The following is a 15,468-nucleotide window of genomic DNA, read 5'->3' on the forward strand; positions in this document are numbered from 1 at the left end:
AATTTCTCCAATTGTTTATTTATCAGGATTGGGATATGTTATTGGACAAATATGTATAGGTACATTATCACAAAACGGTTTAGCGACGGTCTTAATTTTAGTCTTTTCTTTATTGGCTGTTGTGTTTAGTATATCTGGAGCGTATATATGCATATATATTGATTTAAAGAGAGAGGAAATGGATGGGATGCATAATGGACAAATATAATGGCAACAACATAGTGGATTGTATACGAATATTAATACCATTTGATATAAGGAATGTTGTAGGGGCCTTTATGTGGGTTATCATGAATTTTATGCTACTTATCATTTTATTCATATTTCCACCGTTCAATATATACTCTTACGTAGCCTTACCATTTTATGTGATATGTAATCTATGGGGAATTTGGGTTTCTATTCATAAGCCTCGGCAGCCTCAATTGCAACATTTACTATATTCTGGATTTGTTGCTTTAAGTATTTCATTTTGTAGCTTCATAGCTGTACAAAAGTTAGCTTACGAATTCGTAGAAATAGAGTCACCTTTATTTTTTACTCTATCGCTTATTGCATATAGTTTAATTGTTTATAAATCTGAATTATTCTGGATTAAATATTTTACAGCCCGCTTAAGGGGGACAACTGATCAAGATGTGAAAATTCCTAAAATTGTATATTTTTCTGGTTTAGGTTATATGATTGGTCAAGTTATTATTGGGATTTTGAGCCAAAAAGCTATGGCGATTGTGCTAATCGTTATATTGTCATTTATTTCAGTTGTTTTCCTAGCGCTAAGTACACATTTGTATTTTTACTTTGATTTCAAAAAACAAGGTATTACTTCGCGACATTTAAAAAAATTACATTCTCAAAAGAAGCCTAGACTGTCAAGAAAGGAAAGGAGACAATCCACGGCTGCTTCGGGACATGTAAATATACCACATTCTCAAAAGAAACCTAAACTTACAAGAAAAGATATACGAAATTAAGAATTTGTAATTAAATAAAACCTAGGTTTACGTAAATATCACGTCAAATGATAATAGAATTTTATCTTGTATGAATGGAAATTAAAGAAGTTAGATAGGAATCAGGCTGTACAGAAAAATTCGATAGGTTCAAATACTAATTAGTATGAGATATATAACTTATACTGGTTAAAGCTTCGTCGTACTGAAAAAATAATATTCACAAATATTAATAGGTTTGGTATGATTAATTTCGACAAGTTAATCGAGGCCGGAGATATTTGAGATAAGCCATACATTTATTTAGGGATACAGAAGTGTCCTCTAAATAAATTATGGCTTTTTTTATTGATGAACTGTAATCAATAAGGAGTTACATGTGAATAGGAGGGATATGGAAAATAAATAGTATAGTAATAACATAGGGGAATTGTATTTGTAAGATTGGAATTTTCATATAAGCTTATAAAAATAATGAAAGTATATCTTCTATTTCGTGTAAATCTCATTAACTTGTTGAAATTTGCAACGTAGGAAGGGTTAGAAGGATGAGAAAAATTATTAGCGTTTTAGTTATTTTCTTTATGACGGGAAGTATCTTTGCTGGGGGAGCTGTTCATGCGAAAGCAGAAGGGAAGCATGAATGGAATACGAATAAGTTTTTAAATATTGCACATCGCGGAGCAAGTGGACATGCACCTGAGCACACTTTTGCTTCTTATGATTTAGTGAAAAAAATGAAAGCGGATTATTTAGAGTTAGATATTCAATTAACAAAGGATGGCCAATTAATTGCAATGCATGATACAGCGGTTGATCGCACTACAAATGGAACAGGCGAAGTACGTGATAAAACGTTAAGCGAAATAAAGAGTTTAGATGCAGGATCATGGTTTAATAAAGCGTATCCAGAAAAGGCTAAGCAAGAGTATGTTGGGCAAAAAGTTCCAACTCTTGAAGAAATTTTTCGAAAGTATGGAAGAAGTATGAAGTATTATATTGAAACAAAATCACCAGATGTGTATCCAGGAATGGAAGAGAAATTGTTGGCGTTGTTACAAAAATATAATTTAGTAGGTCAAAACATGTCTTCTAGCCGTGTTATGATTCAATCATTTAGTAAAGATAGTTTGAAAAAGATTCATAGTATGAATGAAAATATTCCGTTAGTTCAATTGCTTTGGTATTATCCAAATGAAAACAATGAAATTGTCGAATGGTCTGGCATTACACATGAACCGAAAAGTGTAACGAATGATGATTTTCAAGAAATTAAAAAGTATGCAGCTGGTATTGGACCAAACTTACGTAATGATAACGGAGAACTAATTATTGATGAGTCATATATGAAAATGGCTAGGAAAAATGGACTGTTAATTCACCCTTATACAATTAACGAGAAACCAGATATGAGATTGTTAATCAAATGGGGTGCTACAGGAATGTTTACAAATTATCCGGATCGATTACATAGTGTATTGAAGGAAAAATAAGTGGAAAAGGGTATACCAGTGTTTTAGGTATACCCTTTTTAATTTAACTCCCCGATAAACAGAATCTCTTTTTCATAGCATTCATCTTCATCATAAATAATTTCTTGAAAGCGAAGTGTTTGGAAGGAATGATAAACTGAAATTTCCTATGTCTCCCCAAAATCAATTTCATTTGAAAGAAGGATCCATTTTTGACATTCACTATTTCTATTAAAGAAATTATGAAAATAGTCCTCATTTTTAAATATAATGATTTGCGAATCCCACAAATTATTTATAGAAATCAAAACAACAACTCGATATGTATGTGTATCGCTCGGTTTCATATTTATTAAATGATTTGCTTGATTTAATAAGGTTTGAATACACAATCGCTTTACTTTTCTAGGTGTTTTACGAGAGTCAATAAAAGCTTGCGAAACTGGCAATAGCATATTCCAATATTCATCGTTATAGAAAGTAGAAGGGAATGTTTTTGTATGTTCCTCAATTCGCTTTATCATAGTGTTTGTTTTTCGTTTCATACCACGTATTTTCTTTTCACGCATTGAGAGTCATCTCCATAAATTTTTGTAATGCAGCAGAGTGATATATATCTTTTCTAGTAATAAAAGTAGTAGGAACTTTTTTGAAGCTATTTGGTAAAGGATTGAATGATATGTCATGTTTGTGACCATTTAAAATAGACTTCATCATAATTGCTACGCCCATACCTGATTTTACACATGCGAGTATCGCTTCAATTGTTCCAAACTCTAATACTCGTTTAGGTGAAATTCCTTCTTCTTGAAGCCAATCTTCTAATAAATTTCTATAATAGCACCCGTGACTAAATGCAAGTAAATTCATGTCTCCTATGTCTTTAAAGGAAGATAAAGGCTTTTTGCTAATGAGAACTAATTCTTCTTCATGAAATATATTTGTATGAAGTTCAGCATGCTGAGTGGTTCCAGCGATAAACGCCCCGTCTAGTTTTCGTTCTAATACAAGTCTAATCAATTGTTCCGTCGTATTTGATTCTAAAATCAATTCGACTTTTGGGTATTCCTCATAATAGGCCGTTAATATAGATGGAAGTCTTACAGCGGTTGTAGATTCTGTACATCCAATTTTTAAAGTGCCTCTTGGTTCGATCCTATTACTTTGAACTGCTTTAACAGACTGATTCATTAAGTGGATAATTTGTTTGGCGTATGGTAATAAAATCTCACCGTTAGAAGTTAAAGTTACACCTTTTCCGTTTCGGTAAAATAAAGGCACACCTAATTCGTTTTCTAGTTGTTTCATACGCATTGTCACGCCAGACTGTACATAGTTTAAATTTTTAGCTGCGTGAGATATGTTTTTTTCTTTCGTAACTTCGTAAAATACAGTTAAATCTTTTATATCCAAGTATCATCCCTCCATAAAAGGTATCATTTTTTTTGATGGATTATATGATAAATCTTTATTTTATATGATATCAGAACTTTCATACAATGGAAGGGGATGGAGGGATTATTGTGTTAATGGAAGAAAGGATGAATGGTACTTATAAGTGGGTTATGTTAATTTTTGCGACAGTTGCTCAAACAACAGCGACACTTATAACGTATGGTGTTGGAGCATTTGCTTTATTTTGGAAAGAAGAATATGCACTTACGAATACGGAGAGTGGATTGTTAGTAAGTGTTGTAAATATAGGACCGCTATTTTGTATGCTTTTTGTTGGGCGGCTACTGGATCAATACAATGAAAAGTTGTTAATTTCGATAAGTTTATTTTTACTAGGGGGTTCGTTTTTACTGACTAATATGGTCAATGGATTTAATGGGTTACTCTTTGTACTTTTATTAGTAGGAACGTTTTATAGTGTTTCGCAGCCAGGAGGAAGTAAGGTGATAATGAAGTGGTTCTCAAAAGAAAATCGCGGGTTAGCGATGGGGATTAGACAAGCCGGTATACCGATTGGTGGTACATTAGCGGGAGTATTGATCCCGTTTCTTACAATAAAATATAATATGGCCTATGCGGTAAATAGCATTGCATGCATTTGTATAATTGGAGGGTTTTTATTTTTTATATTTTATAAGGAACCATATATTCAAGAGAAAGTTAAACAAGAACGTAGTAAACTTTCTTTTTGGATGCAGTTAAAAGAAGTGATGTGTAAAAAAGAGTTGTATGCAATTTATATAACTGGCATTTGTATGATTTCATTGCAAATGGTGTTAGTTGCACATTTTATAAAATTTTTAGTATTGGAACAATCAATCACGCCAATTTTAGCTGGAAAAGTATTTTCCGTTATGTTCTTTTCTGGAATGGTTGGTAGGGTTATATTAGCAGCTACTAGTGATTTATTTTATAAGGGGAATAGGCGTACCCCCTTATTTATAACTGTTTGTATTTCTATTTTCTTCATTCTAATATTAGTAATGAGCATACATACAATAACGAATGTATTGTATGGCGTAAGTGCATTGTTAGGGTTCTTTTCAATTGGATGGTTTAGTCTTTTTATAACTGAAGTTGCGGAATCAGCAAGTGAAGAATCGGTAGGGATGACAGTGAGTTTTGCACTTACATTAAATCAAATTGCTATTATTGTTGCGCCTGCTTTATTTGGTTATATTGTAGATAAGAAGGGATATACGTACGCGTGGTTATGCATAGTTGTATTACTAACTATTTCAGCGGTTAGCTTATATAGGAAGTATAGAAAATGAAGGAATGTTAGCAATGTAAATTTTTTATGAAGAAAGTCTAAAGAAATGTTGAATGAGCGACATTTCTTTTTTATTTGTTGTATAATCAAAATGTAAATGAGATTCGTTTTCAATTTCGTTCATTACCTCTTTTGAAATTACCTGTAATTTTAGCCATAATTAGCTGTTTTTCTTTATCGTTATTTGCATGATTTATTTTATTTAAAAATTTTTCAGCATCATTTCCTTTTAATACCATAATCTGTTTTCCGTAATATTCAATTAATACCATGTTGTTTTTTATTATCCGATAATGAAACATTTTATCATCTAAACGATTGCGTTTATCGGTATTTTTCATATTACATCTCCATTCTTTTTAGTATGTAACAAATGTTACAAAAGAATTTGAAATTATAGTTTAATGCATCCGATTGTATGTTGGAAATTTTGCAAGAAAGAAATACAATAGAGAGTAGTAAAAATTGAAAATGAGAAAAAGGAATCTAGTTTTAACAGAGTGAATATTAAATAATATTATAATATACTTGATAATTAAAAGATATAAAATAGAATGGATGTACGTTAAGTGAAACTAGATAAAAGAGGGTTCCTAGTATGTTAAAGAAATGGTTAATCGTTTTCTTTATTTTTGCTGTTTTTTGTGGAAGTGTTGTTACACTAATACATGCAAATAAAGGAAAAAAATATGATACAAAGGCATTTTCTAATGTAAATAGTAAGCAAAAAGATGTTAAGCAGGAAGTTGATGCGAATGAGAAAAAGCGTTATGAAATTGCAGCTGGAAAACTAGATCAGTACTTAAAAGATAAAGGATTTAATGGGAGTGTTCTTGTAGCAAGTAAAGATCATGTCATTTTACGAAAAGGCTACGGTTATGCGAATATGAAAGATCAAGTATTAACAACGCCAAGAACGAAATATCGCATTGGGTCTATTACGAAAACAGTAGTTGCAATATCTATTATGCAACTAAAAGAAAAAGGGAAGTTGAACATTGAAGACAATGTAAATAAATATATCCCATCGTTTCCAGCAGATAAAAATATTACGTTACGAAACTTGTTAACACATACGTCTGGATTACCAGAACAGGGACAAGGTAGTGTTGACGCAGCATCACGGTTAAAATTAGTAACGTGGATTGGGGCACAAACGTTACAATTTCCAGCAGGGACAGGCTGGAAATATACAGATTATAATTATATGGTGCTTGCATATATTGTAGAAAAAATATCGAATAAACCACTTGCTGAATATGTGAAAGAAAATATTTTGACTCCTGTTGGAATGCATGAATCTGGAATGGGCGCAACACTCCCAGAAGATATTTTCTTAGCAGAAGGGTATACGAAAAAAGATAATAAGTTAATAGCCACGCCTCGCTTAAAAATGAACTGGTTGTATGGCTGTGGTGAAATGTATACGACTGTTGAAGATATGAAAAAGTTAGATGAAGCTATTATGGATGGTAAACTACTTTCTAAACAGAGTATATCAGATATGTTTTCTGCATCACCTGCAAGAAAATATGGATTTAGTTTCTATATTTACCCAGATTATTATCATAACCACGGTGTATTAGCTGGCTGGAACACTTTTAATAATTTTAACTGGGATAAACGAACGTTTGTCATATTATTTTCTAACGTCCAAAATGGTATGAATGATGCATTTAATCAAGAATTTAGGAAAATGGCGAATGATTTAATAGAAGGAAAGTAATTATAAAAAAATCGGTATTGATATGTAATTATCAATACCGATTTTTTTATTTTGTAAAGTTTTACTTACTGAATAAAGTGAAACTTTAATCAGCAGGGCCCCACCTAACTTCTTTGCTTTCGCTGAATTTTGAGGTGGGGGTCTTACTGCCCACAAATAGCGGGATAAATAGGTGAAAAAGGTGATTGGCATTTGAATAAATCTAAATAGGTCGTTAAATGCTAAGTAATGCAAAGAACAATTGGTAATTTTTACATTGATAAAAAAGCTTGAGCTTCACACTATGTGAAGCTTTACAGTATTGGAGACAAGAACAGGAGGTTGAAAAAATGAAAAAAGCAATAAAGTTTTGTTTAATAGCTACATTATCTACAACGATTATTAGTGGATGCTCTTTTGAGGGTAACAATGAAAATGTTAAAGGGAAAGAAGGAGAAAAAGTAGAGGTACAGAAAAATGCTGGGAAATATACGATGCCAGATGAAAAAGATAAACATGAAGGTACATGGCTACAATGGCCACATGAATACACATATGGTGAAGAGTATAAGCAGGAAGTTGAACCTATTTGGGTTAAGATGGCAAGTGCTTTAACTGAGGGTGAGAAAGTCCACATTGTTGCATATGACCAGGAAGAAAAAGAAAGAATCAATAACCTTTTAACAGATGAAGGGTTAAATATGGAGAAGATTGATTTCTTTATCTCGCCTACTGATGATGTATGGGCAAGGGACAGTGGACCAATTTTTGTTTATGACAGCAATAAAAATCTCAAAATATTAGATCCAGCATTTAATGGTTGGGGGAAGAAAACACCTTATAAAAATGATGCTCAAATACGTAAGAATGTGAGTAAACAATCAGGAATTGAAAGAATTGATTGGGGGAAATTTGTCCTTGAAGGCGGCGCAATTGAATTAGACAGCAATGGGACTGCGTTATTAACTCGAAGTGCGGTAACGAATAAAAATAGAAATCCTGATTTATCAGAAAAGGAAATTGAAAAATATATAAGTGATCTTGGGGTATCAAACTTTATTTGGTTAGACGGAGTACCTAATTTAGATATTACGGACTTTCATATTGATGGATTTGCTAAATTCCATAATAAATCTACCATTGTAACGATGAAAGAAGATGACCTAGCTGAATGGGGTTTATCCAATAAAGATATGGATACATTGTTAGATGCCAAAAATGCTTCAGGACAGAAATATAAGTATGAATACTTGCCGCTTAGTAAAGAAAAGGTTGCTTTAGAGAATGGAAAAACTCTCGATTATAAGGGATCGTATATCAATTATTATATTGGGAATACAGTTGTATTAGTGCCTAATTATAATGATCCAAATGATAAAATCGCAAACTATACGATTCAGAAGTTATACCCAGATCGTAAAGTAGTCGGTATTGATGTGAGGGAGTTGTATAAAAACGGCGGTATGATACATTGTGTGACACAACAACAACCAATTGCATTGAAGTAATTAATTGTAATTTCGTTGTGCTGCTATATAGACAAAATAGGTGAAATCTTATCTTTACCTATTTTGTCATTCCTTATTATTTGTAAAAATAAAATTTAAATATGATGATAATTGAATTGTAGTGTATGTTCGCTTTTCGTTTTATATGGTAAAGGAGAAAAATGTTTGTGTTAAAGAATTTTAAAATAGTGTTTTCGTATTTCCCTATCGTTTTACAGTACATTTTAAATGTAGCTTTAATTTGCTTAGGGGTTGTTCTAAGTGTGTTTCTTATGAAAGAAGTCATTCAGTTTATACAAGAACTGAAATTGGATAGTAATGAATCTAGTTATCATTTAATTGATAGTATCGTCGTATTCTTTTTGTACTTTGAATTCATCGTAATGATTATAAAGTATTTTCAAATGAATTTTCATTTTCCATTACGATATTTTATATATATATAGGTATAACAGCTATTGTGCGTCTCATCATTATAGATCACGATAGTCCGTTAGATTTATTGTTATATGCCTGTGCAATCTTTGTATTAATTAGTGCGTTGTTCATTGCGAATTCTAAAATGATGCGTCGGGATTTAGAATAGTGAACATTTGTTGTTGAATTAAATAAGATATTTTATCTTTTTGCAAAAAAGGAGTAACGGTATTGAAAGAAATAATCTTAACCAGCCTCATAATGATAGGGTTTATGATTCTATTATTTAATTGTATACTTTCGTGATTTAAAAGAATAAAAGGTTAATAGAGAAAGAGGTTTTTGTAAATATGGTTCATTACAATAATCAAAATAGTTTACATTTATAAGTTTTGCATTCATAGGTATTGAAGCAATAGGGGGTGAAATTGAAGATCCCTTTGGTCAGGATCCAAATGATCTTCCGCTAGAAGGAATTTGTATAGGAGTAGAAGCGCATTTAGTGAATTTATATAATCAAAACGATCTATTAGAAGTAATGGGTTTGAATCTTGATAAAAAAATCATTTAATCATTTATTGTTGTTTTAAAATATGGTATTTAAAAAACTTGTCAAGAGTCAATTTAAGGCTTAACGTCAGCTTTATATTTTTTATATAAATATATAATATTTCTCCATGCTATAATCCATTCATGAAATATACGCGGTTCATGAGTTGTAATGAAAAGAGAAATGAATTGAGGAATAGTTGGCTTTGTGAAATCAGTTATGTAACTACTATTAAAAAGCGAGGTAAATAATATGGAACAAAAACATAATGGGATTATTTTTACTGCAATACCAGACGAATCGAATGAATATTATCAACCATTTTATGAAGACTTGATTTACTTTAATGAATGTTTAAATGAAAAGAAATCAATTGCGGATCAACTTATATCTTTATCTGTTGAAGAACAAGACTTTCATACGAGCTGTTTTGAGTATGATGATATTTGGCTAAGAGATGTTGCACCGGTTGTCACAAATCATCTAGTTAAATTTAAATATCGACCAAATTATTTGCCAGATGATCAAGGGCGATATTTAGATCAACAGTTTAATAAATGGTTGAAAAAGAATGACTTTGAATATGTGAAATCCCCATTAATATTAGATGGTGGTAATCTTATTTGGAATAAAAAAGATACCGTAATATTAACAGAACGTATATTTGATGATAACGATGATTGGACAGAAGAGGAAATTATTGAGCAGTTAGAATGGGATTTAGATGTGAGTCGAGTTATTATTATTCCTGCTGAAGAAGGGGATGTACTAGCACACGCAGACGGAATGGTTAAATTTATTGATGAACATACAATGTTTATTAGTGATTTTTTAGGGGATCATGAATTTAGATATAGTGTTCAAGAGATTATTCAAGAACAAATGCCAGAAGCTGAATTTATAGTTGTTCCTTCATCATATACAGAGAAAGGACAATATGATCAAGAGATAGCATCAGCAAAAGGGTTGTATATAAATATGTTAGAATCATGTGATGCTCTTTATGTTCCTAAGTTTGGACTAGCCAAAGATGAGGAAGTTTTACGATATATTCAACAGTATACGGAGAAGCAAGTTATTCAAATTCATGTAGGAGAAATATCAACAATGGGAGGCGCAATGAATTGTTTAACGTGGTATTGTCCAAGCCATTTGTTACCTTCGAAAATGAGAAGATTGAAAAATCAGAATGAAGATTTTTCAATGAAGAAGATTTTTGATTGGTTTTAATAAATAAGTAATGAAAAGAAAATATATTCAAGGAGTATTGATATGTATACCATCGCTGAGTTTTCTCGGATTTGTAAAATGAGTACGCGGATGTTAAGACATTATGACAAAGAGGAGATATTAAAACCGGCATATGTGAATCCGGTTAATGGGTATAGGTATTATGAACAAGAGCAGCTGGAAGTAGCATTGAAAATAAAAAAGCTAAGGGAGTATAAATTTCCTCTTCCAAAAATTAAAATTGTTTTGCAGTCATCGGATCAAGATTCGTTTGTTCAACATATACAATCACAAATTATCGAGTTGTCTCATGAAGTGAAGCAAAATTTACAGGTTATTTCAGAAATGAATGAAATGGTAATGGTGAATAGTAGTCTAAATATTGCTCGCCATAGAAGTTACGATATATTAATGGGAATGAGGAACGAAGTAACGATAATTACTCAAAGAGTAAAAATAGATATAGATGATATGGATGATTATTTTTATGACTTATATGAAGAGGTACAAAAAAATAACTTTCAAATAGTCGGTTCTCCATCTGCAGTCTTTTATGATGAAGAATATATTCCAAGTAACAGTGATATTGAGTTAAGAATTCCGGTTATGCAGGGGAATGATGAAGACGTAGCACCAAAGTATGAAATGAAACAACTAAGTCCACATCATATCGTTACTACTATGCATTATGGAAGTTATGACTATATAGGTTACGCTTATATAGCGTTAGAAGAATGGGTTGAAAAAAATGGGTGTGTAATAGTTAATTCGCCATATGAGGTTTATATAAAGGGACCTGAATGTGATTGTTTAGCAGAAGAGTATGTGACACAAATTTGTTTTTTAGTTACGAAAATAGAATGAGAATAAGGATTGACATTAACATTATGTCAATCCTTATTCTATGTACGAAAGCAATTTATCATAATAAAAAGGCGAAATAAAGAGTCACCTTATAAAGTTGCTACAAGTAAATGAAGATATTCCTGTTGACCTTAACACGATGTCAAAGTATAGACTGTACGTACATTCATATAAGGGGTGAACACGTATGAGAAATATAGAAAATAGTTTGTTTTATATGCCTGCGGAATGGGGGAAACATGAAGGTACATGGCTCCAATGGCCACATGATAAAGCACATAGAGGTGAAGGTTATAGAGCTAAGTTAGATGATATTTGGATATCGATGGCAAAGGAGCTTCACTATGGAGAAAATGTCCATATTGTTGTATGTGATGAAGAAGAGAAAATACATGTCCAATCGAAGTTAATGGAAGCTAATGTAAATATGGATAAAATTGATTTCTTAATTCAAGAAACTGATGATATTTGGATAAGAGATAACGGACCAATCTTTGTAACGGATAAGGAAGGGAATCGCTGCCTAACGCACTGGATATTTAATGGTTGGGGAAATAAATATCCGTACGAAAAAGACGCTAATATTCCGAATAAAATAAGTGAAATGTATCGCATTCCAAAAGTTGAATCTAGTGTCTGTCTAGAGGGCGGGGGAATTGAGATAAACGGAAACGGGACCTTAATGGCGGCGAAAACGTCTATTATAAATGAAAATCGAAATCCCACACTAAGTCAGAAAGAAATTGAAATGGAATTAACGAAATATTTAGGAGTAACGAATTTTATATGGATAACTGGTATACGCGGAGAAGATAATTATGATGAAGATACGGATTATCATATTGATGGCGCGGCACGGTTTGTAAATGAAAATACGATACTGTATGAATATGATCCTTTCGGTGAAGGAGAGCCATACCTTTTGGAGGCGTACGAAAAGCATTATCAAGAATTACGACAAGCGAAAAATATAGATGGAAAGCCATTTCAGCTCATTCCAGTACCAGTAACAAGAAAAGTGGTAAAAGAAGCAGACTGTAAGGGTTCATATTTGAATTTTTATATTGGTAATGAAGTTGTATTAGTTCCTGTATATGGTGATGAACATGACAAGTTAGGGCTGCAAATTATTGAAGGTCAGTTTCCAGGAAGAAGAATTGTCGGTATTTATGTGAATGAATTGTATGCGTATGGTGGTATGATTCACTGTGTGACGCAGCAGCATATAGAATAGAGTAATTCAAATGAAAAAGCATGCAGAGCATATACTCTGCATGCTTTTTATAATGCTGAAAACTCCTCAACAAGTTGAGTGAATTGTTTCAATGCACTTTCAATCGGTTCTGGCGTAGTTAAATCAACACCAGCTTTTTTCAATAGGTTTAGTGGATAATCAGAACTTCCACCTTTCAGGAATTCAATATAATTTTTCTGAGCATTCGGATCACCGCTTAATAGTTTATCAGCGATTTGAATGGCAGATGCGAATCCAGTTGCATATTTGTATACGTAAAACGGGCGGTAGAAATGAGGGATTCTAGCCCATCCGTATTTTACTTCTTCATCAAATACAAGTGAATCACCGTTATATTCTTTAAATAGTTTTTCATAAATTTCACTGAAGACTTGTGCATTTAATGGTTTACCTTGTTCCGCCATTTCATGTGTGATTTTTTCAAATTCTGCAAACATAATTTGTGTAAAGAAAGTACCTTTGAATTTTTCAATAAAATGGTCAACTAAATGGTTACGCACGTTCGTTTCTTTTGCTTCTTTTAATAAATAGTGAATTAATAACACTTCATTTACTGTAGAAGCGACTTCTGCCACAAAGATAGAATAATGTGCAGAAATTCTTGGTTGGTATCCATGTGAATAGTGCGTATGCATACCGTGCCCGCATTCATGAGTAAGAGTGAACAGGCTATTTAAATCATCGTGATGATTTAAAAGAATGAAAGGATGAACACCATATACACCAAAGTTATAAGCACCAGAACGTTTTCCTGGTGTTTCTCTTACGTCTATATATCGTTTATCTTTAAAACTTTTTAATGTCTCAATATATTCTTCTCCTAAAGGAGCTAGTGATGCAATCATAATGTCAAATGCTTCACTATATGGGATGTCTTGTTTTGCACCTTCTACTAAATCGACGCCTAAGTCGTATTGTCTTAGTTCATCTACGTTTAATTTTTCTTTTCGAATTTCATTGTATGTATGTAATGTTTGAATGTTTTTTTTCGTTGTATCAATAAGGTTTTCATATACTTCTTTCGGAACCATATCGCCAAATAATGATTTCTCTAGCGCTGATGGATAGTTTCTTAGCTTCGAAACGGTAACATTATTTTTAATAGCAGCGGATAAAGTAGATGCGATGGAATTCTTTAACTGAACATATGGTTTGTAATATGCTTTATAAGCTTCTTTACGCTTTTCACGATTCGTATCTTCTATTAACTTTGCATACATTCCGCGTGTTAAGTTCACTTTTTCTCCATCGTCAGTCGTCACTTCACCAAATAATATATCTGCATTGTTTAACATACCAAATGTGTGCTGTGGAGAAGAAAGAGCTTCACCCATCTGTGATAAAATTGCTTCTTGGTCCTTATTCAATACGTGTTTTTTATAACGATATAATTCAAATAAGTCTTCTTTATAATATTGTAAGCCTTCTGTTTCTTCTATGTAAGAATGTAATGTGCTTTCGTCTATGCTAAGTAAGAAGGGGGAAAAGAAAGATTTAGCTGCACTTACTTTTACGTGTAATTGTGATACTTTATCGACAAGAGACTGCGCGTCAGTATCGCGTGTATCAAGGTCAGATTGTAATCGTGCATAAGCGAACATTAAAGATATTATGCTAGAAATTTCTTCACTCTTCGTTAAATAAGCTAATAAACTATTGCCATCGTGAATATTGCCATTAAACTCGTGTAATTCCTTCGTTAATACTTCAATTTTATGAAAATCACTTTCCCAATCTTCAATTGTATGGTAAATGTCTGTTAAATCCCATTTTTCTATATCAGCTACTTGTAATCGATCTTTAAGTTCTGTCATAATCATTTCCTTTCTAAACATGTAGTTATATTTCTATATAACTATGAAATACAACAAATTGCAAAAAATCCCTGCTGAAAATTGAAAAGCCTTGCTAAAATAACAAGGCTTACATACTTATAGTGTAATTCCAAATTTTGAATGTAAAAGGTTTGTAAATTGCATGTCTGTAACGGTTTCTTTCGTTTTTTTACCATTTTTCGCTACTGTAAGGCTATCTTTCGTTAAAGAGGCATGCCCATCTTCAGTTAGTTTTACAATAAGAGGTAGTTTATTAAAGGGTGACCCTTCATGTTCAACGATAATTTTTTGTGCTGTATTTGCTTTTTCTTCATCCACTTCTTCTATATAAAATGCATAGCCTAACGTCCAATCATCAGCAGAAGATTGATCCGAGAACTCATTGTTTTTCCGCATCTCTAAAATGTAGTTTCCCTTTTCGGTCATTTCTTTACGAATACGATAATCTCCTGTAACAGAGTGAATGACTTCACCTGAGAAAGGGACAGGGGTAAGAGGTAAGTATAATCCGAATCCTACTTCAATTAAATAAAGTTCATTATGATGTGTTAAAACGGTTGCGATATGGCCAGAATCAACAGCCCATATGGAGTTTGCAGCGTTATAAACTGTTCCTGAAACGAGATGAACATCGAATCCAAAATCTTTCAGGAAGTAATACATAGTAGGATTGAGTTCATAACAAAGACCGCCACGGTTATTTACTAAAATTTTCTCTTTCAAATTTTCTTTTGATATTTCTTTAAAATTCTTTTCGAGAATATTTAAGTTTTCAAAAGGAACAGTTTGTGCCATTGCGTACATAATGTTAGATAAATCTTCAAATGAAACTGTGTCTTTTTCTTCTATATGTAATCGTGCGAAAAATTGTTTTTGAAAGTCTGTCATAGAAATCCCTCCGTTATGTTTTTATAGGTAAATTGTAAACAATCTTGAATAGGATGTGAAATT

Annotated in this window: 12 protein-coding genes and 4 pseudogenes; 11 read left to right on the forward strand and 5 right to left on the reverse strand. The window is 32.2% G+C overall.

Annotated elements, in window-relative coordinates:
- The 3 genes and pseudogenes from H6481_RS21335 to H6481_RS21345 all read left to right on the forward strand — a co-directional run.
- Positions 1-208, forward strand: a pseudogene (locus H6481_RS21335) (hypothetical protein); the annotation flags it as partial.
- Entirely contained in the window at positions 183-974 is a 792-nt protein-coding gene (locus H6481_RS21340; protein ID WP_016512497.1) for a hypothetical protein, read from the forward strand. The pseudogene H6481_RS21335 and the gene H6481_RS21340, both read left to right, overlap by 26 nt.
- A gap of 527 nt (positions 975-1,501) precedes the next feature.
- On the forward strand, positions 1,502-2,446 hold the full coding sequence (locus H6481_RS21345; RefSeq protein ID WP_001226345.1) for a glycerophosphodiester phosphodiesterase: 945 nt from the start codon (positions 1,502-1,504) through the stop codon (positions 2,444-2,446).
- A 38-nt stretch (positions 2,447-2,484) separates the two neighbouring features.
- Here H6481_RS21345 and H6481_RS21350 read toward each other — a convergent pair.
- Positions 2,485-2,994, reverse strand: a pseudogene (locus H6481_RS21350) (DUF3916 domain-containing protein).
- On the reverse strand, positions 2,987-3,838 hold the full coding sequence (locus H6481_RS21355; protein WP_182813155.1) for a LysR family transcriptional regulator: 852 nt from the start codon (positions 3,836-3,838) through the stop codon (positions 2,987-2,989). Before H6481_RS21355 ends, H6481_RS21350 begins: the two are co-directional and overlap by 8 nt.
- An 86-nt stretch (positions 3,839-3,924) precedes the next feature.
- Between H6481_RS21355 and H6481_RS21360 the strand changes: the two genes are divergently transcribed.
- Complete coding sequence (locus H6481_RS21360) at positions 3,925-5,154, forward strand: MFS transporter (protein ID WP_033657483.1); 1,230 nt, start codon at positions 3,925-3,927, stop codon at positions 5,152-5,154.
- A 109-nt stretch (positions 5,155-5,263) separates the two neighbouring features.
- Here H6481_RS21360 and H6481_RS21365 read toward each other — a convergent pair whose 3' ends face one another.
- Positions 5,264-5,494, reverse strand: coding sequence for a hypothetical protein (locus tag H6481_RS21365; RefSeq protein ID WP_000798786.1), 231 nt, complete (start codon positions 5,492-5,494; stop codon positions 5,264-5,266).
- A gap of 257 nt (positions 5,495-5,751) precedes the next feature.
- On the opposite strand from H6481_RS21365, the gene H6481_RS21370 reads away from it, so the two are divergent.
- The 7 genes and pseudogenes from H6481_RS21370 to H6481_RS21400 all read left to right on the forward strand — a co-directional run bounded on the left by H6481_RS21370 (position 5,752) and on the right by H6481_RS21400 (position 12,661).
- The gene (locus H6481_RS21370) at positions 5,752-6,879 is read left to right on the forward strand and encodes a serine hydrolase domain-containing protein (RefSeq protein WP_182813157.1); all 1,128 of its coding nucleotides are present in this window, start codon (positions 5,752-5,754) and stop codon (positions 6,877-6,879) included.
- A gap of 329 nt (positions 6,880-7,208) precedes the next feature.
- A complete protein-coding gene (locus H6481_RS21375) occupies positions 7,209-8,366 on the forward strand; it encodes an agmatine deiminase family protein (RefSeq protein ID WP_063548202.1) in 1,158 nt (385 codons plus the stop codon).
- 167 nt (positions 8,367-8,533) lie between these two features.
- Positions 8,534-8,952: pseudogene (gene psiE / locus H6481_RS21380) on the forward strand (phosphate-starvation-inducible protein PsiE).
- A gap of 210 nt (positions 8,953-9,162) precedes the next feature.
- Positions 9,163-9,354 (forward strand): annotated as a pseudogene (locus H6481_RS21385) (bestrophin family ion channel); the annotation flags it as partial.
- A 231-nt stretch (positions 9,355-9,585) separates the two neighbouring features.
- Positions 9,586-10,563 (forward strand): agmatine deiminase family protein, encoded by a 978-nt coding sequence (locus tag H6481_RS21390; protein ID WP_000435519.1) that lies wholly within the window; start codon positions 9,586-9,588, stop codon positions 10,561-10,563.
- Between the two features lie 42 nt (positions 10,564-10,605).
- A complete protein-coding gene (locus tag H6481_RS21395) occupies positions 10,606-11,427 on the forward strand; it encodes a MerR family transcriptional regulator (protein WP_182813159.1) in 822 nt (273 codons plus the stop codon).
- 187 nt (positions 11,428-11,614) lie between these two features.
- Positions 11,615-12,661, forward strand: coding sequence for an agmatine deiminase family protein (locus H6481_RS21400; RefSeq protein WP_182813161.1), 1,047 nt, complete (start codon positions 11,615-11,617; stop codon positions 12,659-12,661).
- A 47-nt stretch (positions 12,662-12,708) separates the two neighbouring features.
- Here H6481_RS21400 and pepF read toward each other — a convergent pair whose 3' ends face one another.
- A complete protein-coding gene (gene pepF, locus H6481_RS21405; RefSeq protein ID WP_182813163.1) occupies positions 12,709-14,496 on the reverse strand; it encodes an oligoendopeptidase F in 1,788 nt (595 codons plus the stop codon).
- A gap of 117 nt (positions 14,497-14,613) precedes the next feature.
- A complete protein-coding gene (locus tag H6481_RS21410) occupies positions 14,614-15,405 on the reverse strand; it encodes an arylamine N-acetyltransferase (RefSeq protein ID WP_182813165.1) in 792 nt (263 codons plus the stop codon).
- Between the last annotated feature and the right edge of the window lie 63 nt (positions 15,406-15,468).

The organism is Bacillus sp. ME78, assembly GCF_903970865.1.
In the GTDB taxonomy this organism is placed as follows: domain Bacteria; phylum Bacillota; class Bacilli; order Bacillales; family Bacillaceae_G; genus Bacillus_A; species Bacillus_A cereus.

Coding starts and splice junctions, on each gene's coding strand:
- H6481_RS21340 (WP_016512497.1), top strand. CDS start 183: ATGGGATGCATAATGGACAAATATAATGGCAACAACATAGTGGATTGT.
- H6481_RS21345 (WP_001226345.1), top strand. CDS start 1,502: ATGAGAAAAATTATTAGCGTTTTAGTTATTTTCTTTATGACGGGAAGT.
- H6481_RS21360 (WP_033657483.1), top strand. CDS start 3,925: ATGGAAGGGGATGGAGGGATTATTGTGTTAATGGAAGAAAGGATGAAT.
- H6481_RS21365 (WP_000798786.1), bottom strand. CDS start 5,494: ATGAAAAATACCGATAAACGCAATCGTTTAGATGATAAAATGTTTCAT.
- H6481_RS21370 (WP_182813157.1), top strand. CDS start 5,752: ATGTTAAAGAAATGGTTAATCGTTTTCTTTATTTTTGCTGTTTTTTGT.
- H6481_RS21375 (WP_063548202.1), top strand. CDS start 7,209: ATGAAAAAAGCAATAAAGTTTTGTTTAATAGCTACATTATCTACAACG.
- H6481_RS21390 (WP_000435519.1), top strand. CDS start 9,586: ATGGAACAAAAACATAATGGGATTATTTTTACTGCAATACCAGACGAA.
- H6481_RS21395 (WP_182813159.1), top strand. CDS start 10,606: ATGTATACCATCGCTGAGTTTTCTCGGATTTGTAAAATGAGTACGCGG.
- H6481_RS21400 (WP_182813161.1), top strand. CDS start 11,615: ATGAGAAATATAGAAAATAGTTTGTTTTATATGCCTGCGGAATGGGGG.
- pepF (WP_182813163.1), bottom strand. CDS start 14,496: ATGACAGAACTTAAAGATCGATTACAAGTAGCTGATATAGAAAAATGG.
- H6481_RS21410 (WP_182813165.1), bottom strand. CDS start 15,405: ATGACAGACTTTCAAAAACAATTTTTCGCACGATTACATATAGAAGAA.